Origin of the sequence: uncultured Ruminococcus sp., assembly GCF_946415235.1 — a bacterium.
GTDB lineage: Bacteria > Bacillota > Clostridia > Oscillospirales > Ruminococcaceae > Ruminococcus.
Genome location: NZ_CAMKRR010000044.1, coordinates 1 through 21,899 on the forward strand (window position 1 = coordinate 1; position 21,899 = coordinate 21,899).

At 44.8% G+C, this 21,899-nt stretch carries 19 protein-coding genes; 11 read left to right on the forward strand and 8 right to left on the reverse strand.

Translation table 11 applies throughout. The features are described from left to right. The 10 genes from Q0R37_RS09260 to Q0R37_RS09305 form a co-directional block, all read left to right on the forward strand. A partial coding sequence (locus Q0R37_RS09260) for a sister chromatid cohesion protein PDS5 (RefSeq protein ID WP_294753654.1) occupies positions 1-469 on the forward strand: 469 nt, incomplete at its 5' end. Positions 470-793: 324 nt separating this feature from the next. Further along, a complete protein-coding gene (locus tag Q0R37_RS09265) occupies positions 794-1,252 on the forward strand; it encodes a low molecular weight protein-tyrosine-phosphatase (RefSeq protein WP_294753657.1) in 459 nt (152 codons plus the stop codon). Next, entirely contained in the window at positions 1,249-1,986 is a 738-nt protein-coding gene (locus Q0R37_RS09270) for a polyphenol oxidase family protein (protein WP_294753660.1), read from the forward strand. Before Q0R37_RS09265 ends, Q0R37_RS09270 begins: the two co-directional genes overlap by 4 nt. A 19-nt stretch (positions 1,987-2,005) precedes the next feature. Beyond that, positions 2,006-2,848: an ARMT1-like domain-containing protein gene (locus Q0R37_RS09275; RefSeq protein ID WP_294753662.1), complete on the forward strand. Its 843-nt coding sequence runs from the start codon at positions 2,006-2,008 to the stop codon at positions 2,846-2,848. 20 nt (positions 2,849-2,868) lie between these two features. Continuing rightward, on the forward strand, positions 2,869-3,597 hold the full coding sequence (locus tag Q0R37_RS09280; protein WP_294753663.1) for a histidine phosphatase family protein: 729 nt from the start codon (positions 2,869-2,871) through the stop codon (positions 3,595-3,597). Positions 3,598-3,761: 164 nt separating this feature from the next. Beyond that, positions 3,762-4,826 carry an O-acetyl-ADP-ribose deacetylase gene (locus Q0R37_RS09285; protein ID WP_294753666.1) on the forward strand — a complete coding sequence of 355 codons (1,065 nt, stop codon included), beginning with the start codon at positions 3,762-3,764 and terminating at the stop codon, positions 4,824-4,826. A 109-nt stretch (positions 4,827-4,935) separates the two neighbouring features. Next, positions 4,936-5,586, forward strand: a complete 651-nt coding sequence (locus tag Q0R37_RS09290) for a hypothetical protein (RefSeq protein ID WP_294753668.1) — start codon at positions 4,936-4,938, stop codon at positions 5,584-5,586. Between the two features lie 162 nt (positions 5,587-5,748). Continuing rightward, the gene (locus Q0R37_RS09295; protein WP_294753671.1) at positions 5,749-6,015 is read left to right on the forward strand and encodes a hypothetical protein; all 267 of its coding nucleotides are present in this window, start codon (positions 5,749-5,751) and stop codon (positions 6,013-6,015) included. 142 nt (positions 6,016-6,157) lie between these two features. Beyond that, complete coding sequence (locus Q0R37_RS09300) at positions 6,158-6,823, forward strand: M4 family metallopeptidase (RefSeq protein WP_294753701.1); 666 nt, start codon at positions 6,158-6,160, stop codon at positions 6,821-6,823. Positions 6,824-7,181: 358 nt separating this feature from the next. After that, on the forward strand, positions 7,182-9,590 hold the full coding sequence (locus Q0R37_RS09305; protein ID WP_294753674.1) for an HD-GYP domain-containing protein: 2,409 nt from the start codon (positions 7,182-7,184) through the stop codon (positions 9,588-9,590). Between the two features lie 113 nt (positions 9,591-9,703). Here Q0R37_RS09305 and Q0R37_RS09310 read toward each other — a convergent pair whose 3' ends face one another. Next, positions 9,704-10,780: a GGDEF domain-containing protein gene (locus tag Q0R37_RS09310; RefSeq protein ID WP_294753677.1), complete on the reverse strand. Its 1,077-nt coding sequence runs from the start codon at positions 10,778-10,780 to the stop codon at positions 9,704-9,706. 214 nt (positions 10,781-10,994) lie between these two features. Then, on the reverse strand, positions 10,995-12,149 hold the full coding sequence (locus tag Q0R37_RS09315) for a leucine-rich repeat protein (RefSeq protein WP_294753679.1): 1,155 nt from the start codon (positions 12,147-12,149) through the stop codon (positions 10,995-10,997). A 358-nt stretch (positions 12,150-12,507) separates the two neighbouring features. Between Q0R37_RS09315 and Q0R37_RS09320 the strand changes: the two genes are divergently transcribed. After that, positions 12,508-13,710 (forward strand): hypothetical protein, encoded by a 1,203-nt coding sequence (locus Q0R37_RS09320; protein ID WP_294753682.1) that lies wholly within the window; start codon positions 12,508-12,510, stop codon positions 13,708-13,710. Positions 13,711-13,815: 105 nt separating this feature from the next. Here the strand turns inward: Q0R37_RS09320 and Q0R37_RS09325 are convergent, their stop codons facing one another. From Q0R37_RS09325 to Q0R37_RS09350, 6 genes are all read right to left on the reverse strand, one after another. Continuing rightward, positions 13,816-13,941 carry a hypothetical protein gene (locus Q0R37_RS09325; protein WP_294753685.1) on the reverse strand — a complete coding sequence of 42 codons (126 nt, stop codon included), beginning with the start codon at positions 13,939-13,941 and terminating at the stop codon, positions 13,816-13,818. A 349-nt stretch (positions 13,942-14,290) separates the two neighbouring features. After that, positions 14,291-15,454 carry an ABC transporter permease gene (locus Q0R37_RS09330; RefSeq protein ID WP_294753688.1) on the reverse strand — a complete coding sequence of 388 codons (1,164 nt, stop codon included), beginning with the start codon at positions 15,452-15,454 and terminating at the stop codon, positions 14,291-14,293. 2 nt (positions 15,455-15,456) lie between these two features. Next, entirely contained in the window at positions 15,457-16,236 is a 780-nt protein-coding gene (locus tag Q0R37_RS09335; protein WP_294753691.1) for an ABC transporter ATP-binding protein, read from the reverse strand. A 349-nt stretch (positions 16,237-16,585) separates the two neighbouring features. Further along, positions 16,586-18,877 carry a dockerin type I repeat-containing protein gene (locus Q0R37_RS09340; protein WP_294753694.1) on the reverse strand — a complete coding sequence of 764 codons (2,292 nt, stop codon included), beginning with the start codon at positions 18,875-18,877 and terminating at the stop codon, positions 16,586-16,588. 405 nt (positions 18,878-19,282) lie between these two features. Next, entirely contained in the window at positions 19,283-21,121 is a 1,839-nt protein-coding gene (locus Q0R37_RS09345; protein ID WP_294753696.1) for an aldo/keto reductase, read from the reverse strand. A 103-nt stretch (positions 21,122-21,224) separates the two neighbouring features. After that, entirely contained in the window at positions 21,225-21,737 is a 513-nt protein-coding gene (locus Q0R37_RS09350) for a nitroreductase family protein (RefSeq protein ID WP_294753699.1), read from the reverse strand. Between the last annotated feature and the right edge of the window lie 162 nt (positions 21,738-21,899).

A 21,899-nucleotide genomic window follows, 5' to 3' on the forward strand; every position in this document is an offset into this window, starting at 1 on the left:
GTCCCCCCTAAGAAATTCAGTTTTTTCTGAGACAGCGGAAACTTTTTTCACGTTAGCGTCATTCTGTAATAGTTCGGTTCCGCTTTTACGTGAACGTGCAGTAAACGCTCTCGGCAGGATCGGTCGAGCGGACTATCATCTGATCGAGCCATACTGGGCAGGGCTTTTCCGGTTTGCCGCTGATCCAGAAGCAAGCGTCCGGCTGAGTTTCATCTGGGCATCGGAGAACATTGCCACAAACACGCCTGACATCTATAAGGAGCATATGCCGGTGTTCGAATCACTTCTGCATGATGCTGATGACAAGGTCAGGATGGAAGCACCGGAAATATTCCGTGTTCTCGGCAAACGCAAACCAGAATTTGTCAGACCATATGTAGAGCAACTGCGGAAGATCGCAGAGACTGATGAAAATCGTGTTGTAAAAATCCATTGTTCCGGAGCAATCAAGGCAACGGGATCAAACTAAACCCTTGTGTACATATTGAAGAATGCCCTAAGATATGATATAATAGATAGGTGCTTTAGTAGTAAAACACATACGCCTTAGTAGTAAATTGGTAGTAAAATAAATCCTACTACTCACGATAAGTGCGGAAACTCCGCAGAAATCCTTAGTAGTAATTTTTCTGATTTCTACTACGTTTTTACTACTAACGACTAACGAGATATGCGGTTTTATGCCGAGTTACGCCGATTTCACCCCGTTCTGCCAAATTGGCAGTAGAAAAAATATGCCGCGATATACCGCGCAAAATACGGCAATACTGAGCAAATCAGAGAGGAAAAACGTATGATAAAGGTTATGTTTGTGTGCCACGGCAATATCTGCCGTTCGCCAATGGCTGAATTTATAATGAAAAAAATGGTCTCGGACGCAGACTATGCCGACGAGTTTCACATTGCTTCGAGCGCTACCAGCACCGAAGAGCTCGGCAATCCTGTGTATCCTCCTGCACGTTCGGAGCTTGCAAAGCACGGTATCGGCTGTGCAGGCAAGACTGCCGTGCAGCTGAGAAAGTCCGACTACGAAAAGTACGATTACTTCATCGGCATGGACACAGCCAATATCCGCAATATGAACCGCATTTTCGGCAGTGACAGGGACGGGAAGATATACAAGCTCCTCACCTTTTCAGGCCGCGGAGACGACGTTTCAGACCCGTGGTACAGCCGCGATTTCGGCACAGCCTATGCGGATATAGAAGAGGGCTGCAAGGGACTTCTGAATTTCCTTATGGAGCAGTTATGAAAGAAATAACGATGATCGAAAGCGGCTTTGCGCTTGCAGGCTTCACATCAGGGTACGAAGGTATATGGTCGAGAAATGAGCCTTCTGATCCGCCGACAAATGATTATACCGCGCTCAGTAAAAGCCTCGGAGTACCACTGCAAAACTTTATCCGCCCCTATCAGGCAGGCGGCGATAAAGTCGGAACTGTCACCTCAGAACACGGTGGTTCGGGAGTGATAAAGGACAACGACCTCAAAAAAGTTGACGGACTTGTCACAGCTGAACAAAGCATAGTTCTCAGCATTATCGCCGCTGACTGCGTCCCCGTATATCTTGCTGATGAAAAGGCGAAAGTTATCGGACTTCTTCACTGCGGCCGGCGCTCTGCCGCAGGAGAACTGATACACAACACAGTCGAACGCATGAAAGAGCTTGGAGCAGCTCCACAGGATATAAAGCTTATAATAGGTCCTCATATATGCAGTAAGTGTTATGAAGTCGGTGAGGAAGTCCGTACTGAATATGCAAAAGTATTTGCACCGAAAGAACTTGATAGCTTATTTGAACAGCGAGGGAAAAGTATTTTTCTCAGCTTGACGGAGACTATCCGTCTGAAAGCAGCAGCCGAGGGGCTGTCCGCCAACAACATTTCGTCAGTTAATGACTGCACCTGTCACGATACCGCTTTTTATTCCTACAGACGCGGCGACAAAGGCAAGCAAAATCTTGCATACATTATGATGAAAAAATAACACTAAAAAGAGGTATAAAATGCGAATATCACAAAGCTGTGCGGAATGTCTGTACGAGCGTCAGAAGAATAAGACAAATAATGCCGAGTATCTCGCTGAGATAAAAAGGCTTCTCGACAACAGAAAAGAAACTGATACAAGTCCGTATATGGTGTATCTTTTCAATAAGGCGCACCTGAAATACTTCGGTAAAGCTGCGGATTACAGCGCAATAAAAAAGCAGTACAATGATCTTGTACTTTCAATGGAAGAAAGTCTTCACCGCGAGATCAGCTCAGCGGAAGATCCTCTTGCCAAGGCGCTGATAATGGCAAGAATAGGCAATTACATAGACTTCGGAGCTATGAACAGCATCGACAGCGGCGTGTTCCTTGAGCTGTTCCGCAGCACCGAAATGCGCGAAGACGACCGCATGACCTACGAAGCATTTCTCCGCGAGTGCACCGATGCAAAAACATTTCTTCTCATATGCGACAACTGCGGAGAGATAGTCCTTGACAAGCTCATGCTCGAACAGCTGAAAAAGAGATTTCCGCAGCTTACCGTCAGAGCTATGGTTCGGGGCGAAGCTGTTCTTAACGATGCAACGGCCGAAGATGCACGCTACATCGGACTTGATACTGCTGCTGAAATTATCTCAAGCGGCGAAGCGATCGCAGGAACTATCTATGAGATGCTGCCTGATAATGCAAAAGAAATCCTCGATAATTCCGATGTGATACTTGCCAAAGGTCAGGGCAATTATGAGTCTATGTCAGGACAGGGCAGGCACGTTTTCTACGAATTCCTGTGCAAATGTGACCTCTTTACGACCCGTTTCAATGTTCCGAAGCTGACGGGAATGTTCATCGAAGAAAAGTAAGATCAGAAAGGCAGACTGTTATGAAATTGCTTATTATCAGGCACGGCGATCCTAACTACACTATCGACTCCCTCACCGAAAAAGGGCACCGAGAGGCTGAACTGCTTGCGGAGCGGATAGCTCCAATGGATATCGCCGCTTATTATGTCTCCCCTCTTGGCAGAGCGCAGGCTACTGCTGAATACACGCTGAAAAAGTGCGGACGCACAGCGAAAACTCTTGACTGGCTGCACGAATTTGACCGTGATCTTATCATAGGTCCTGACGGTCAGAGAAGAATTGCATGGGATATGCTGCCGCTGGACTGGACAGCTGTCCCCGAATACTACGACAAGGACAGGTGGACTGACGTTCCCGTGATGTCGGAAGCTGATATGAAAAACGGCATCGCCTATGTTCAGAACGGGTTGGATGCCCTGCTCGCCGTGCATGGTTATGATCGAAGCGGAAACGTCTACAGTGCTGTCCGTCCCAATGAGGATACTATCGCACTGTTCTGCCATTTTGGAGTTGAATGTGTAATGCTGGGGCATCTTCTCGGCATTTCGCCTATGGTGCTGTGGCACGGCTTTATAGCAGCTCCGACCTCGGTAACTACCGTCTGCACGGAGGAACGCCGAGAGGGCATCGCATATTTCAGAGTTACAGCCTTCGGTGACATATCTCACCTTAGCAGCAGCGGCGAACCGCCTGCATTTGCAGGCCGATTCTGCGAAATGTTCAGCAATACCGACCAGCGTCACGACTGATGTAAAATACGGCAGGGACGGCTTCATGCCGTCCTTTTTTATGAAAGCACCTGCGCCGAACGCCAAAATGTCCACATAATTTGCAGCTCAGAGATACAAGTATTGATAATCTGCGTCAGGTATGTTATAATTTAATAAAACAGCATGAAATGGAGGTGGCTCGTATGCCATTCAGGATAATCAGGAACGATATAACGAAAGTCAGAGCCGATGCTGTCGTCAACGCCGCAAATTCCTCATTGCTGGGCGGAGGCGGAGTTGACGGCGCTATACATCATGCGGCAGGTCCGCAGCTTCTTGCGGAGTGCAGAACTCTCGGCGGCTGTAAAACAGGTGAGGCAAAGCTTACAAAGGGCTATGCTCTGGACTGCAAATATATCATACATACCGTAGGTCCTGCATGGCACGGCGGCGACCGCGGTGAGGAAGAGCTCCTGCGCTCATGCTACAGGAACTCCCTTGCGCTTGCAAAGGAAAATGGCTGCGAGAGCGTGGCTTTTCCGCTTATTTCCTCGGGCATATACGGCTATCCCAAGGACAAGGCTCTGGACGTTGCCGTTTCCGAATTCAGGAGCTTCCTTGAAGGAAACGATATGGATATCACGCTTGTCATATTCGATAAGGACTCCTTTGAAGTGAGCTCGGGCATAGTCGGCGAGATAAGGCAGTACATAAGCGACGCCTACGCAAAGAAATCTGCAGCTCGTGACAAAAGGAACAGGGACAGCGAAATAGCTCTCGGTATGTATCATACTGCCGAAGCAGCGAAACCGCTCGGATTATTCGGCAGGAAAAAGGAAAGCATAAAAGAAAGCTCCGCAAATATCACGCTTGAAGAAGATATCTGCTGTGAATCCAGCGCTGACCTTGAAAATATGCTGAAAGCCCATGACGAGTCTTTTTCGGAGGCTCTGCTGCGGCTCATAGACGAAAAGGGCATGACAGACGTGGAGACCTATAAAAAAGCCAATATCGACCGCAAGCTCTTTTCAAAGATACGCAACGACAAAAACTACAAGCCCAAAAAGCAGACCGCAGTTGCTTTTGCAGTAGCACTTGAGCTTGACCTCGGTGAAACGGAAGAGCTTCTGAAAAAAGCGGGATTTGCCCTTTCGGACAGCCTGAAATTCGACCTGATAATCCGCTATTTTATCGAGCGCAGCAATTACAATATCTATGAGATAAACGAAGCTCTGTTCGCCTTTGACCAGAGTTTGATAGGTTCATGATTTGTCGCCTTTGAAGCGACCAAAATACCTCCGTGATGATGTATACTGTAATTACAGTAAAGGAAACGCAAAAGCGATTCCGCAGAAACATCAAAACGGAGGTATTGTTATGAAAAAGAATCTTACTGAACTGGTATTCATTCTCGACGAGAGCGGCTCAATGAGCGGTCTTACAGCCGATACTATCGGCGGCTTCAATTCCCTTATCGCAAAGCAGAAGAAAGAGGAGGGAGAAGCCCTTGTATCAACGGTGTTTTTCAGCAGCAGCTCCAAGGTGATACATGACAGAGTTAAGCTTGAAGACGTTCCAAAGCTTACCGACAGAGACTATGTGCCCTCAGGCTGTACGGCACTTCTTGACGCTGTCGGCGACGCAGTTCACCACATCGCAAATATCCACAAGTATGCCCGAGAGGAAGATGTTCCCGAAAAGACGCTGTTTGTCATTACGACTGACGGTATGGAGAACGCCAGCAGAAAGTACAGCCACAAGGACGTGAAGAAGCTCATCGAAAAAGTGCAGGAGGAAAAGGGCTGGGAGTTCGTTTTCCTCGGAGCTAATATCGACGCAGCCGAGACCGCTGGCTCTATCGGTATCAGAGCTGAGAATGCGGTTGACTATCACGCTGACTGCTGCGGTACGGAGGTTCTTTACGAAGCAGTAGGCTGTGCTGTAAGCAGCGTTAGAGCCAAAAAGGGACTCAACAGGGCTTGGAAGTGCTCTGTAGAAGCTGACAATGAGCGCAGGAATAAGAAATAAGGCTTAAATACGGTACAGCAGCTTCCTCTTAGAGGGAGCTGCTTCTTTTTTATCATAATATGTCACAAATGAGCTTGCTGAAACGATTGTTTATAATAGAAACTCCCAAAAACTTATTATGCAGGAGAGCAGGAAAAACTTAACGAAACGGAGATGGAGATATTGAATCAGAAGATAAACCTTATTGCTGTTGAACTGGAATACGGTCATCACCCTATACTGACATTTGCATACTTTTTAAATGACAGGATGAAGCAGGGCGGCTCATATGTCACCATGACCGAGCGCGTCAGAAAAATTGATGCTGTAAACCGTAAGATAGTGCTTTACAAGACTGTAGGTACAGGTCATAGATACATGGAGCTTGACATGGATAAGATCAAGGATATCTCAGGGGATCTTGTAAGTCATATTTCCGAATCTGCATAATACGGTAGCATAACGAACAGTATAAATGCACCATAAGAATTACTGCTGAAAGTTTATTTTTCCATGAAGAATATTATCCCGTTCACTTCCCATACGCAGCTCTGTGAAGCGGCATCCCTGTAACGGCTATTGATAACATATTATAGAAACACAGGCTCTTAACGAAGCATACAGTGATATTATGGCTGAATACGCTGATGATACACGTGAATGGAAGCATGGAAACGACCTGTATTACAAGAGTACCACAGGCGCCTGCATAAGAAACCTTGCTTCCCCGCAATACCCGTGCCTCTGGAAATATGAAGGTAAAGGAAGTCTTGAAAATGAAGACCCTAAAAAACAAATAGACTGCCATTATGCTTCGACTATCATATCTCATATAGCATATATGATGCACGACATGGGCATTGAGGACGAAGTCGGAATGCGTATCTGGTACAGCTCAATGGATTACCTGAAAGGTACAGATATGGATTTTCAGGCTTGCAGAAACGCAGTGCTTGAAGCAGTGAGCGACGCAGTTTATGATAAGGAATTCAATGGAAAATACAATGACTGCTGGTGGGATTATAAGCTTATTACCAATGCTGCCTTCCTTCGCTTAAACGTCCTCCCCGAGGAACTTCTCGGCGATCTGGATCATGACGGAGTTATCACAAAAAAAGATGCCAATTTATTGAAGCAGCATTTGGAAGATCCCAATGCTCAGCCTTATGACGGTCTGCTAATCGCTGACATAAATATGGACAGCTATATTGATATGGACGATTACCGTGATTATTTCTTCAGCTACAATCTGATCTGAAATAGCCAGATAAACCACGACCGATAAGATATAATATTACCCTCGCCGATCGGCGAGGGTATTTTTTATCCTGTTATATGCAGTTTATTTGGAACTTGCGGTATATTGCGGTCATTTAACGAAATCATAAACCTCAGAATAATTCTGATCCCTTTTATTATTTATGCTGTCAGCGGGTCATGCAGCGTAATTATTGAACATAGTGTTTCTATTAAATGAAATATTTCATCAAACACTTGTAATTATGTCAGTATAGTGGTATAATGTACATATATCAAAGAAAATGTCTAAAACATTTAGTTTTATATGCACAAATTTATACTTCCTGTTTTGCTCGTATAAAGGAGATACCTAAAAAATGGAAATTTTATTTGGATTACTGAAAGAATACCAGATGAGTATTATGTTTGCACTCAGCCTCATCTGCGGTATGCTTGCATTTTTTGTGCTTATAACCAAAACTCTTATACCATCGCGAAAGTACATTTTACTTTCTCTTGAGCTTTGTGCAATGTTCATGCTCATATTTGACAGACTGGCGTATACTTATCGTGGGGACAACGATACTTTGGGCTACTGGATGGTCAGGATAAGCAATTTCATGGTTTTTGCGCTGATACTTGGCATCATTTTCCTGTTTTCGCTTTATCTGATAAACCTGTTCAGATATGACGGCGGCATCCAAAAGACACCGAAGCGGCTGAAGATGTCCTGCTATATAAGCGCTCTCGGGCTGCTCATGCTCATAATATCCCAGTTCACAAACTTTTATTACTACTTCGACGAATATAACCGATACCATCGTTCTGAGGGATTTATGGTATGCTATCTGATCCCTCTGATAATACTTATACTCGATCTGTCGGTAATTCTCGAATACTACGACAGTATCAGAAAGCTTATGCGGATCTCGATCCTGATGTTTTCGGTCATCCCGCTGATAGCTTCGATAATACAGCTTTTCACATACGGAGTATCTCTCACGAATATCACTCTTGTGGGACTGGTTGTACTGCTTTATGTATTTGCGCTTATAGATATGAACGATATGATCGAGCGGGCAAACAAGAACGAGATAGAGATAATTCGTAAAGAGCAGAAAAATACACACCTTCTCTTCAAGCAGACCGCAACCGCTCTTGCTAACGCCATAGACGCCAAAGACAGGTATACACATGGTCATTCCCGCCGTGTTGCCGAATATTCCGTAAAAGTTGCCAAGTATGCTCAGAAGACCGACAAGGAATGTGAGGAGCTTTACTTTGCCGCATTGCTTCATGATGTCGGCAAGATCGGAATAAAGGACAGTATAATCAATAAGGAAGGAAAGCTTACCGATGAAGAATACGGTGCCATCAAGACTCATCCCGTAATAGGTATGCAGATACTTTCAAGCATCAGCCAGTCGCCGTATCTCAGCATAGGTGCTCACTATCACCATGAAAGATATGACGGACACGGCTATCCTGCGGGACTGAAAGGCGAAGATATCCCTGATATCGCCCGTATCATTGCTGTAGCGGATGCATACGATGCCATGACTTCAAAGAGAAGCTATCGTGACACTATTCCCCAGCAGCTTGTCCGTGAAGAGTTCGTAAAGGGTATCGGAACTCAGTTTGATCCGTTCTATGCAAGGATAATGATACATCTCATTGATCTTGATTCCCAGTATATGATGAGAGAAACCAAGGAAAAGTCCGCCCTTGAGAGTATGGAAAATCTGGTATGCGAGTCCTATCGTTCTGCTGTTTCCGACGGTATCCTTATCACAGACCATGTTACGCATATACACCTCAGCAGCTATATGAGCGATGAGCGCAGGCAGGAAAACATCCCGAGCTTTGTACTTTTTGACTCTCTTGACGAAAGGATACACGAAGACGAACGGAAACGCAGAGACCTGTTATACAATGAATATGCCGTTATCCGTGCAGACGGCAAGATACTTCCCGCAGATATCAGGAATTTCAAGATAAAAACAAATGAAACAGCAGGCGCATCTGCCGAATCAAAAGCAATGCTCCGCGGTGAGAAGATAAGCTTTGATATCGAAGCGATGCGTTACAAGGATCATGTCCTCATAAGGATATCCAATCGTTTTCGCTTCCATGAGATCATCATTGCACTGCCTGACAGCACAAGATACTGCTATCTTTCGCTTACAGGCGAATACTGTGTGATCGAGGATGTTGATATCGCCAAGACAGGTGAAAAAATAGGAGAAGGGTATATTCCGCGTATTGCAGAAGAAATAAGCTATATAAATGTACCTTCGGGCGATATCCCCAATATACAGGTAGACGGATGGCGTTCTGACTCATCTGAGGGCATTGAAGTATCTGACGGAATGAGGCTCTCATTCCATTCCATGAGCCTCCCGACCGCCCGGCTTGTATGGCACTGTCCGTTTGTGGTATTGTACACCTCGGATGACGGACAAGTTGACGGCAATAATTACAGGGAACTCACAGTCGTCCGCCTTGACGGCGAGGGCTGGGAAGAGGACGACTATTCCGAAAATCGCGTAAATGTCAGCAAGCTCGAAAGCTTTACTGACTGGAACGACTTTAAGGCAAAAAATAAGGAAGGTCAGGATTGCGAGCTGTTATTCGGGATAAAAAGCGGGCGCATAACGATATCCACCGAATACTGCGGATTGTCGATATGCTGTGTCACGACCGTAACAGATGATGTTCCTAAGCTGTATACTGCCCTGACGGGAGATCAGTGTGCAATAACGAATATTCGTATCAATAGAGAATAAACATTGTTCAGCCAAAGCTGAGCCTGTGATAGAAGAGTCAAAAAAACAACTCCTTTCGGAGTTGTTTTTTTGTTCATATCATTAAGCTGTGTACATATTTACAGACAAGCTCATTACAAACGTCTGTTTTTTCCCGATCTTTCGTAAAACTGCTTCTTCTCTTCGTAAAGATTCGTATCCGCACGCTGAAAAAGCTTATCTATCGTAGTAGCGTCGGATTTCATAGCATATCCAACCGAGCAGGTATAAGCTGTTTTGGCTATCTCCTGTCTGATGCGTTCTATAAGCGACTGAACATCGGTCTCAGATGAACCGATACACAGGATAACGTACTCATCTCCGCCGATACGGTATACTCTCTGTCCCTGTTTAGCCGCTTTTGTGAAACAGTCAGCGAGCCGCTTCAAGGCGATGTCTCCTGCAATATGTCCTTCATTATCGTTTATGGCTTTCAAGCCGTCCATGTCCATTGTAACGACTGCCGTTATACTGTCCATATATTTTTCCGCATCTGAATAATAACTTTGTCGGTTCAGGAGCTTGGTAAGGTTATCGCGCTTTGTAAACTGCTGCAAGAGGAAAACGTAGTAAAGCAGCACATCTATCGCAATGGTGATATTGAACCAGTGCATTGTCATATTGTCAAAAAAGAGCGGCATGACAAGACACAGCACAGAGGTCAGAGACAGGAACAACGGCATATACAGTTCGTCCTTGTGCGTTTTTTCACTTTCTATCATATTGTATATAAGATATACAAGATACAATGCATTTATAAAATAAGTCAGGTATCCGAGTTTACCGCGAAAAAAATGATTATCCTCAGAAATATAGAAAACGATCTTTGTCGGGATAGAAATAAAACAGAGTGCGGCATTCAATATGGCGGGAATGTACAGATACTTCTTATTTTCGGGATACATGATGGATATGATAACAACGAGTATGAAGGTAACAAGACTGTAATTAACAGCGCTGAGGACAGGTCTGAGGGCGGAATACACAGTTTGGTTTCCAAGATATGTTTCCACATAGCATGAAACGGAATACAGAAAAAGCATTGCATTTGTTAAAGCGATACGTCTTACCATTACCCGTTCCAGATGGACATCAGAACGCAAAACTATTGCCATACCTGCAAGCAGGACCAGGATCCCCCAATGCTCTGCCAAATATCCGGAAATAGTCATTCTTTTTCTCCCCTTTTTAATACATTTAGAACTGCAAAAAAGCGTATTATATCATATTACACTATTATTATATCACAGTTCATACAAGCGTTCAATGTAGTTTTGGTTAATATTCTGATTTTGTATCCGAAACAAGCCCGCTCAGCCGATGAGCTGTATACCCGAATAACGCAAAACCACCCTTTTTAAGGGTGGTTTTATATGTAAGAGCCGATCATTTTTCCAAAACAGCTTTTCTCATGAGGACGAGGTCAAATACATCAAGAACTTCATCCTTTGTATAATCAGCAGCCTTCCGGTTCTTAAGCTCTGCATTTTTATCACCGAGCAGCCACTTCTGAAGCAGTAAAAGGTCGGTAACATTGAATTCGCCGTCCATATTCAGATCGCCTGCAATTACATCATTAATTTCGGTGTGATTTTCGTCAAATATCATTTTTGCATTTCTGAGGAAGGGATCGTCGCTTGGTTTATTGACCTTTTCCCATGTCTCCCTGCTGCCGTAAAAAGTTATAGTCGCATTTGAAGTTATATCCGAAAAAGCTCTTTCGTCAATGTCGGTAAGCCTGCCTGAAAGCTTAAGATCGGTCAGCTTCTCGCAGCCGCAGAAAGCCATGCTGTCAATAAGAGTTACGCCGCTGAGTTCGGCAGAAGCAAGATTTGTGCAGTAGAAGAATACGTTGTCGCAAAGCTTTGTAACGCTTGAAGGGACAACAACGGAAGTAATATCCATATTGCGCTGGAATGCGCCTGATGCGATATACTTGATATCTGATGTGAGCTTGACCTCACCCTTGCACTTGTCTCCGTCCAGCAGTGCACCGTTTACGATGACAAGCGGAGACTTTTCGCGCTGTGAAGCTATCCACGGAGTTCCCTCGAAAACTTTTGAATTCCACTCGATAATATGATCTGGAAATTCAATTTTTTCCAGAGATGTACAATTTTCAAATGCACGGATACCCACTTTTTCAACACTGTCAGGAATAGTTAATGATGTAAGAGCGGAACAGTTGTTAAAAGCGTAGTGACCGATCTCCTTGACCGAATTCGGGATAGTTACGCTTTTTATGCTGCTTATCTGAAAAGCATACATACCGATCATAGTAACAGGCACACCTTCAATGCTCTCAGGTATCTCAGCAGAAGTCGCCGACATTTCGCAGCTGCTTATCTCCGCATGATCGGAATACTTCCTGTAAGTCAGAGGTCCCGATTTCCCTTCTGTGTAGCTCTCATTATCTGCTGCATGGGCTGTAAGCGGAGCGGGTACGAAAACACCTCTCTGCATTGACAGTGAAACACCTGTTGTCAGTGTTACAACGATGAGGAGCGCTGCTGCCTTTAGTGCTTTTGCCTTGTTTTTCATTAATATCCCCCCCTGTAAAAATTATCAGTATTATCCTTTCAGCCATTGAAGCTGAAAGAATTCAGGTCAGATATACCGCTTTGATGATATATCAGTTATATTTTAGCATATAAAAACTGAATTGTCAAGAAATATGCAGTCATGGGATCCCCGGTCCCTGTACCGCAAAAATAGCATCACAGCCCCGTGTTATGGGAAAGCCGACTCCGCAGAGTAACGGGCAGTTCTCATATGCAGGGGCCAAGTATACCCGTTCACAGAGAATTTACGATCTAAGCCGCACATTTCACACTTTTCATTCGTTAAATCAAACATATGCATAAAATTGCAATTTCCTATTGCATTTGCAGAAGGCGAAATGCCTGCGGTATGGACGGATGTAAGCTATAACAAGCCCGAAGGCACTGTCTATATGGATATGCAGCCCTGCGGACTTTTAAGCAATCCCGCAGTTATCAGTCCGGGCAGCTTATTCAATGCGGACAATTTGTCATTCGGCCTGATGGATCCGCCCAAAGGCTATTCGCTCCCCGAAACGGAAGAGAAAGCCCCTGGTTACTATAACGGAACTATCGTCCCCGACGGCTATATGACCGTAACAAAATACGACAACGGTTCTGCTGACGTTGTGTTCAGACTGAAAAAGAAGCAGAACCTCCCCGAGAAAGATACTGTTCGCTTTAAGCTGATCGGCGCTGATAACGGTAAACCTCTCTATCTCGAAGATTATGGATATCCCTTCGGAATAAACGCAGCTATCAACTACTATATTGAAGATCAGGCTCTCCCATATTTTATCAGTAAGAAATTCTATGTTGACTCCAATCCTTACAGTCTTGATCTAAGCTCCGAAGCAGCTTCGGGTCTGAAAATGGATAAGATCAGCAGATTTGACATCAGTTTGTATGCAGTTCCAAACAGCTATGATATCATAACAGATGATATCCAAAAAACTTTATATGAAAACAACTCTATGGATATTATTGTTCCGATCAGATTTATTCCCACGGGTGATGTGAATTCTGACAGCAATTTCAGTATATCGGATATCGTATTGTTCCAGAAATGGCTGCTTGGCGCTTCCGATGCTGCTCTTGCGGACTGGCGGGCGGCTGACTTCTTCAATGACGACAAACTTGATGTATTTGATCTGATACTGATGAGGAAGGAACTTCTCTGCTATAATACCGGAGCCTTTGTCCGACCCGATGAGTTCGTCAGATATAGTTACTCACTGATCGTTCGGGAAGATGATCTGAAATTATATCTTGGACCTGACGAAAGCTATGACTATATCGCCTCCATACCTGCAGGGACACGGCTCAAAGAGCTTGGATATATGAAAAACGATGATAAATGGTTATATACAGAATATAACGGCCAAAACGGTTGGATAAAAACAGTTAAAGAGGATGGTATGTCTCCTACGATATATTATGAAGCAGCTGCGGATAAACCTGTAATATACTTATATCCCAAGAAAGAGACCGATATCCATGCCGAGCTGGAGCTTACAGAAGCGGAGCTCTCAACGACCTATCCGAAGTACAACAACGGCTGAGACGTAACAGCATATCCCGACGGCTCGCTGCTCAACAAGGCTGACGGTACACATCATAGGTATCTCTTCTGAGACGCAGTCAACTGCCGTATGAGATATGATCTCTCAAAGGGCTTCTGCGTTGCGGGAAGTGACACCGAGAGCTTCCTCAGGGAAAAGCTCACATATATGGGACTGACCGAGGAAGAGATGAACGAGTTCATCGTATACTGGCTGCCGAGAATGGAGCATAACAGGTTTAATCTCATTTCGTTCCAAAGCGGGCCTATACAAATTCAGCAAAGCTGGATATCACTCCGACCCCTGACAGCCTGCTGCGTATATTCATGGTCTATGTTCCCCTTGAAGAAGCAGCGGATATCGAGCCGCAGCAGCTTGAGACATTCGAGAGAAAAGGCTTTACTGTCGTTGAATGGGACGGCAGTGAGATCAAGCCGTAAACACAGCAGTACAAAAAAAGATGTAAGAGCAAAAAACTCTTACATCTTTTTTCTTAACATAATGACATCAGCCAATGTCCCGCGGCCGAGCATTTATATGCCTGACCGTCTTATAGCTTTTATTGAGCAAACATTTATTATTATCCGTTGACGATCTTTTCGCTGCTGAACATTTTTCCCACGATGAACACGCCAACAGCTGCGGCAATGATATTTACCGCAAAGGTAATGAGCGCATTTGACCATGTACACTCCATTCTGACAACATCCTGAAGCATCTTTACCGAATTCCATACAGGGATAATGTAATTAGTGCTGCCAAGCCTTTCGACGCTTTCAGAGAAGCCTTCCGTAGAGCTGAGCATTGAAGGTATCATTATTGCAAAAAGAAGTATCGGTGAAAAAGTAGTTGCCTGCTTTACGTCCTTGGCAAGAGTTGAGAATATGAGCAGCAGGGCGACGAGCACGAAAGCTCCGGTCACTACTGCGCCGAAAAGGATAATATATTCCGTCACGCTGTATTTTACTCCGTCGGTAAGCTCGATAGCCTTTGAGAGTTGCGGCATTGATACAGCCATACCGATACAGGCTGAGCAGCTCGCTATTATCGCCACAACAAGTATGGATACAGACTTTCCTGCCGCGATGCTGCTGCGCTTTACAGGAGTTATTAGCATGGTGTTGAGGAAGCCCTTTTCCTTGTCGCCTGCGATAGAGTTGGCAGCAAGGTTCATGCAGACGATATATACTGCCATGAATATCATAAGCGGGATTATTCCGCCGAGAAGCTTTCTTGTCATAGCGTCGCTGTCGAACAGGTTGTAGTTTTCCGAGGGCTTTTCATTGAATGTGAATGTACGGGGCTGCATTGTGGTGAACATGAAGGTTGCCTTTGAATACAGCTCCATGGAATTGCTTTTCTGCGAGTTATAGTAGATGTCTATATTCGAGAGCTGAGCTGAACCGGGCTCTGCTACCGCAAAATCGTCGGGAAATACCATGAGAAGGTCTATTTCCTTGTCGGTCACCTGCTTCTGATACTTTTCTATATCGTTATCGGGGGCAGGAGTTATTTTTAGCTCGGATAAAACGCTTCCGAACTCCTCGGGAGCATTTATACTGTAGGCAACTACAGGTTTTTCGAGCTGCTCAGCCGACTCCTGCTGAGAAGAAGCTGTTGCCGACATAAGCATTGCATAGCCGAAGACTATTGCGAACGGCAGCAGGAACATCTGTATGATAATGGCTTTGTCGCTGAAAAACGCTCTTAATTCTTTTTTAGCAACTGTAATAATGTCTCTCATGGTCACACCTCATCATTTCCGCCTGTACGGCTTGTATAGATATCATAGAAAGCGTCCTCAAGGGAACGTCCCTGCATGAGGTTTTCAAGAGTATCATCGGCAACTATCTTTCCGTCCATGATCATGGCGGCTCTGTCGCAGACCTTTTCTACGAGATCAAAGAGATGTGTTGAGATAATCACGCACTTGCCCGATCTTTTCATATTGAGTATGAATTCGCGCACCTCACGGGCAGCTATGATATCCAGTCCGTTTGTGGGCTCGTCAAATATAACGAACTTAGGGTCGTGGATAACGGATATTACAAGAGAGACCTTCTGCCTTTGACCCTGTGAGAGCTTTGAGATAGTGGTATCAGCAAATTGATTTATGCCGAATTCGTCGAACAGGGCTTTTTTGCGCTTTTCCGCAGCATCCTCAGGCACATGGTAAAGCTTTGCGAAGAAGTCGAACATTATATTCGGAGTTGACTTCATATCGAGCTTCAGGTCGGTAGTAAGGAACGCCAGCTGTGAGCGTATCTTCTCGGGGGACTTTACCGCGCTCACATCATTGTAGAGAGCGTCACCGCTGTCGGGAGCGATGAGTGTTGCCAGCATACGCATGGTTGTGGTCTTGCCGGCGCCGTTAGGTCCTATAAGGCCGAATACTTCCCCTGACTTTGCGATAAAGCTGACACCGTCAACAGCGACCTTTTTCTTGTCCCTTATGCCTAGAGCTTTTCGCTGTTTTTCACTTATCGTGAATGTTTTTACAAGCTTTTCTGCTTTTAAGATCTCCATTTTTTCCTCCTTGAATAACAGATATATCATATGTGTCAAGTCATATAAACGCACACTATAGTCTATTATACATCAATCCACCATACATTTCAATAGTAAACGGCACATTCAGGTCAAAAACTTAGCCGTTCAGAAATTGTCATTAAGGCGAGCGTATAAAGGAAAGTGATCGGGAGTATGATCAAAAAAACCATACTTCCGCTGCTGTAACTAACTGTCATAACAAATAATGATCTCCCCATTATATACCACATCATACAACAGCTCCCATTCGGGAGCTGTTTCGTTTTAAATATGCGATACACCATGCGGTATAAACAGAGCGCATCCGTACAGTACCTCTGCAATATCAGTACATTTTCTCGCTGATCTTCTTTCTCAGCTCGACCATATCAAAAGCATCAACAGCGCCGTCATAGTTAAGATCGTAATTCTTTTCTTCAAGACTGCACTTTTCACCGAGCAGGTATTTTTGCAAAAGCTCAATATCCTTAGAAGTATACTTGCCGCGGTTGTTCCTTTCAACGTATATGCAGCTGTCTTCGAGCTTGATCTCACCGCCGCCAACGCCGTATATATTGGCATTGAGAGCCACTGTGGTAACAGGACCTGTTGCGAGACCTGCCTTATCCCATGCATCCACAGCATCAGCAAGGTATATCTGCCCCGAACATATAATGCTGTTTTCCGTTTTATTATGGGCTATGCAGTAATACTTCACGTTCTTTTTTCTACCGGCAGTAACAATATCATTAGTGTACAGCACATATATATCATATTCCCTGTCAGTGAACTGCTTTTTCCCGAGATATTCTGCATTCTTCGGGACTGCATCATAGTTCAGCGAGTCATATACATAGAAATCAATGTATTCCTCGCCGTCCTCACCGCGCATCCTGCCCTCTGCACCAATGGAGTAATTGCCGTCGGTGCTGACATAAGCCTTGTAGGACAAATTGATGAAATCGCCTTTCTCATAGTCGATCTCCTCGTCCTCCATCTCAAAAACTCTTTTTTTGCCGAATCTGAAAACAGCGTCATCTGCTTCAAGCTGACAGCTGCCGATGATATCGCCGTTGTTTTTCAGCGTACATATCCCGCCGTATTCACCGTAGATAATACTTCCACCGTCACATATTGACGGAGCTGTGTTATCCGCTCTGTTGTCAATAACTCTGTCATATGCAGCATCAGGATCGGAAATATCAAATTCTGCGCTGGCGAGTGTAAAACTGCCGCGTACTCCGCCAAATGCTTCAGCAAACGAAAATATCTCGGTAATACGGTCATCTTTATCAATATAATCCTTCATCCACGCTTCATAGTGCTTCTGAAGATCCACACTGCCGACAGCCTCATAATAACTATTCTCATAGACCTCCTGAGATACGCACCATATCTGAGGGCATGGATACGACATACAGGTCTCATAATCATAATATCTGTAATACAGATCATATTTTACACCGTCTACCTCAGCAGTTCCGAGGGACCTGACCTTAGCTCTGTCACGGGAACCGTCGATAAAGCTGTCCGAGTTCCTGAACTGAACAATACAGTACTCTATGCCTGTATCGATCGAGAAAAGCAAAACTCCCGCTGCATAATTATCTTCTGCATTTATTGAAGTATCATAGAATACTTTCATGTTATCGTTTTTTTCAAATGTTCTTGAGCTATTATCCCATATTCCTCTTACGAAAAGGCTTGAAGAGCACATATCATCATTTTTATAGGTACATTCCGCTACTCTGCCGTCACTGACTGTCATACTGCCATTTTTCGCATCAGTTCTATCAAAAAAACAATTATAATACTGACCGTCAAGATAGACTGCCCTTTTATTCATGCTGTCATTTTTTAATGTTATGCTCTTCCTGTACGGGACATTGACAATAGCTGCCTTATTAACGAATATACTGCCGCTTTCACCCGTTCCGCGGATATAGAGCCTTGCCTGCTTGTCTGTATCGAGGGAGAAGTCTTTATCTACAAGCGCAGCGCATATCCCTTTGATATCAATAATTCCCGATATCTCCTTACCGCTGCTGCTATCGGCACGTACAACATAGATAAGTTCAACAGGCACGTTCTCCTCATCGGCAATGCTCACATAATAATCAGCGCCGCCTGCTGTGATAGTTATCGTATTTTCCTCATCAGCCCTGTACATATCGGGCGAATACGCCTCAAGCACTCTTATCTCCGCGGATCTTGAAGTTTTCTTGTCACAGCAGCTTATAACAGCACCCACAGCATAACCGCTGCTTGCGTTAACATAGGCACTATAACTGATATACGACTGTTTATATTCGCTCATATCTATCTGCTTATCAGCTCCGATAAGGAACTCCGCCGCCTCTGTTTTATCCCAGCTGCATTTGTAATATCCTCCCACAGGATTATATATCATGGCTGCGTCGCCTTTATCATCATCAGCCTTACACACCATGAACTCCTCGCCCACATAGGGAGCTTTATATTCCTCCTCATAATAGTCAAGGTTTACAGACACATTCTTGTCTGTCAGTGCTGTGACATTGATTTTTCCGACTGCATCAGCAGCAGGAACCGCCATTGAAGCTGTCGTAACAGTGCAGGCAGTCAGCACCGACAAAAAACGCTCGATAATTTTGTTCATTCCGTCACCCTCCTTAAACATAGCAAGCGAATATATATATTAATTATACCACTATTTTTATATTACAGGCAAGTCTTTTTTTGCTGTATTGTGTTCAGATGTCCTGCTCTCTGAGGAGCTGACACCATTCCCGCACAGGGTACATCGTTCTCTTTGCAGAAAAAAATCGGAGCATTTTCGCGGATCTTATTTTTAAGTACTGAACGCGGTCTATCAGGCACTTATGCTGCGGATAAAAAAGCCCGCCGCAGAGTTCAGCGCTGTGCGGCAGGCGAAAGATATGAATATTGTTTTTACAGCTTTGCCGAACACATTTCGGCATAAACAGTATCAATACCTCGAAATGCATGAATGTAAAGTGATCTCCGCCCATATTGGCGGAATTAAAAATTGTCCATTAATTGCCTATACTTCATCAGGATGCTCTCCCGACCAGCCCCTCTCGGGCAGACATGACAATAACGACATATCGTCCTCAGAAATGCTGAAGCCGAATATATCAAGGTTCTCCTTCATTCTTTCCTTTGATGCGGATTTCGGGATAACGGGGATACCTCTCTGATTGAGGTATCTCAGCAGTAAGGCAGCGTTTGTACAGCCGTATTTTGCAGCTATTTCCGATACCGCCTTATCATTTATGAGCTTTGCTCTGCCAAGAGGGCTCCATGCCTGCGGAAGTATCCCCTCTTTTCTGAGGTAAGAAAGGGCATATTCCTGCATATATCCCACGTGCAGTTCCAGCTGATCTACCATAGGACGTATACGCGCAGCCTCTAAAAGAGGTCTGATATGATGCGGCAGGAAATTTGACAGTCCTATCGCTTTAACTCTTCCCTGCTCATATAACTCCTCCATTGCTGCCCATGAGCCTCTGACTTTTTCAAGCCATTCCTCATCGTTCCCGTCACTCTTGGGCCAGTGTATCAGATACATATCAAGGTGATCTGTTTTCAGCTTCCGACAGGACTCTTCAAAAGCTTTCAGAGTTTTTTCTCTGCCGAGATCGGTATGCCATACCTTGCTGCACAGGAATATTTCCTCTCTCGGAATACCCGACTTTTCTATAGCTTCACCGATCTGTTCCTCATTTCCGTAGAACTGTGCCGTATCTATATAGCGGTATCCGGCATCAAGAGCGTCAAGTATCGTCCGAACCCCGCCTTTTTCCGTGGAAAGGTACGAACCGTAGCCTACTGCGGGGAGCGTTACTCCGTTGGATAAGATAAACTGTTCTTTTGAGTCGTTATATCCGACTGTATCAAGTATCCTATCGAGGATACGCATATTCTTAGCTGAAAACTCCTCTGTGATATACGGTGCAGCTTTTCCTTTTATGCACTCATTCATCTGCTCCATTTCCATACTGTAGTTGGAGTCAGCTGAAACAGTTTCGGTCCGCGTAATCCTTTCGCCGTCTGTATCCTTGACAGTGACCTCAAAAGACAGCTCACCTTCACCGTTATACTCAACATCAGAACGGATATATCCCATGGAGCCGTGAATAAACAGCCTGTCGTACCTGTCACAGGAATCTGTTCCGAGTATCATGCCGGCATTGAACGAAGCTCTTGTACCGTCCTCAAAGCCTATCATCACAGAAGCCATATGATCTACTCCGGTACTGCAGAATTCAGCATCTGCCTTTATATACTTTACAGGTGAATCTATCAGCGAAAGTATCATGGATGTACAGTAACAGCCTACATCATATATTCCTCCGCCGCCCTGCTCCTTATGAAGTCGGATATCCTCGGAATAGTCCTGTGTCAGGAATGCAGTGTCAACGTAATCTACCCTGCCTATCTCACCTGATGAAATGATCTCCCTGAGTCTGCTTATATATGGACTATGCAAATACGCATAAGCCTCCATAAGTATAACTCCGTTATCCCTTGCGGCAGCAAACATACGGCGAAGCTCGCCCTCATTCATGGCAAGAGGCTTTTCACACAATACGTGCTTATGAGCGTTAAGAGCCTTTATTACCCATTCGCAGTGTAAATCATTCGGCAATGGGATATATACTGCCTCGACCTCGGGATCAGCCAGCAGTGCCTCATAGCCCCTATACGCCTTTTTAAATCCGAAACGCTCCTTATAAGCCTGAGCTTTTTCAAGGCTTCTGCCTGCTATCGCATACAGCTCACAGCCCTTCGCCTTCTGCATACCCGGTATCGTACCCCATGACGCGATGCCTGCGGTACCCATAACGCCCCATTTAACGGTTTCTTTTTCGTCAAACATACAGCGTCCTCCTATATATTATATCTGCTCGTACAGTCATGAACTACAGCAGTTCTGCTGTCCGTTGATCTTGTTCAGCTTCTTCATAAAAGTTCTCCCATTATCACAGATAAGTTACTGTTTCGGAGAGGGGCTTTCTGCTTTCATGGTTAGGCAGCGGACCTGCTCCGTCAGCTGCATAGCCAAGATCAAGCAGCATAAGTACTTCCTCATTCTCAGGCAATCCAAGCAAAGACGCTGCCTTATCGGGATCAAAGAAGTTGAGCCAGCAGCTGTCAACGCCCTCGTTTGCAGCTGCAAGAATAAGGTGCGTGGCAACAATAGCGGCATCCTCTGTTCCCGAATCGCGCTTGCCGCCGGGGTATGTAAATACCTCGTTCTTATTGAAGGCAACAACAAGCACTGTCGGCGCACCATAGCGGCACGGTGTCAGCTCGTCTATCCTTGCAAGGAACTCCGCAGACTGCAGCACATATATATGCTGCTCCTGCAGATTTTTGGCTGTAGGCGCAAGACGTCCTGCCTCGAGAATAGCTGTAAGCTTCTCTTTTTCGACCTGTCTGCCGCTGTATTTCTTGCATGAATAGCGATTTTTTACTACTTCATTGAATTCCATTTGTTTTTCCTCCGTTTTTACTTAATAAGATATGACCTGCAAAGTGCTCCGTCGCAGTCAGAAAGCATTTTCACACAGCTTCGATACCATGCATGGAGCAGATCTTTGATTTGCGTATCTGCAAGGGCATTAAAATAAACTATAATGAATGCTTTTGCATTC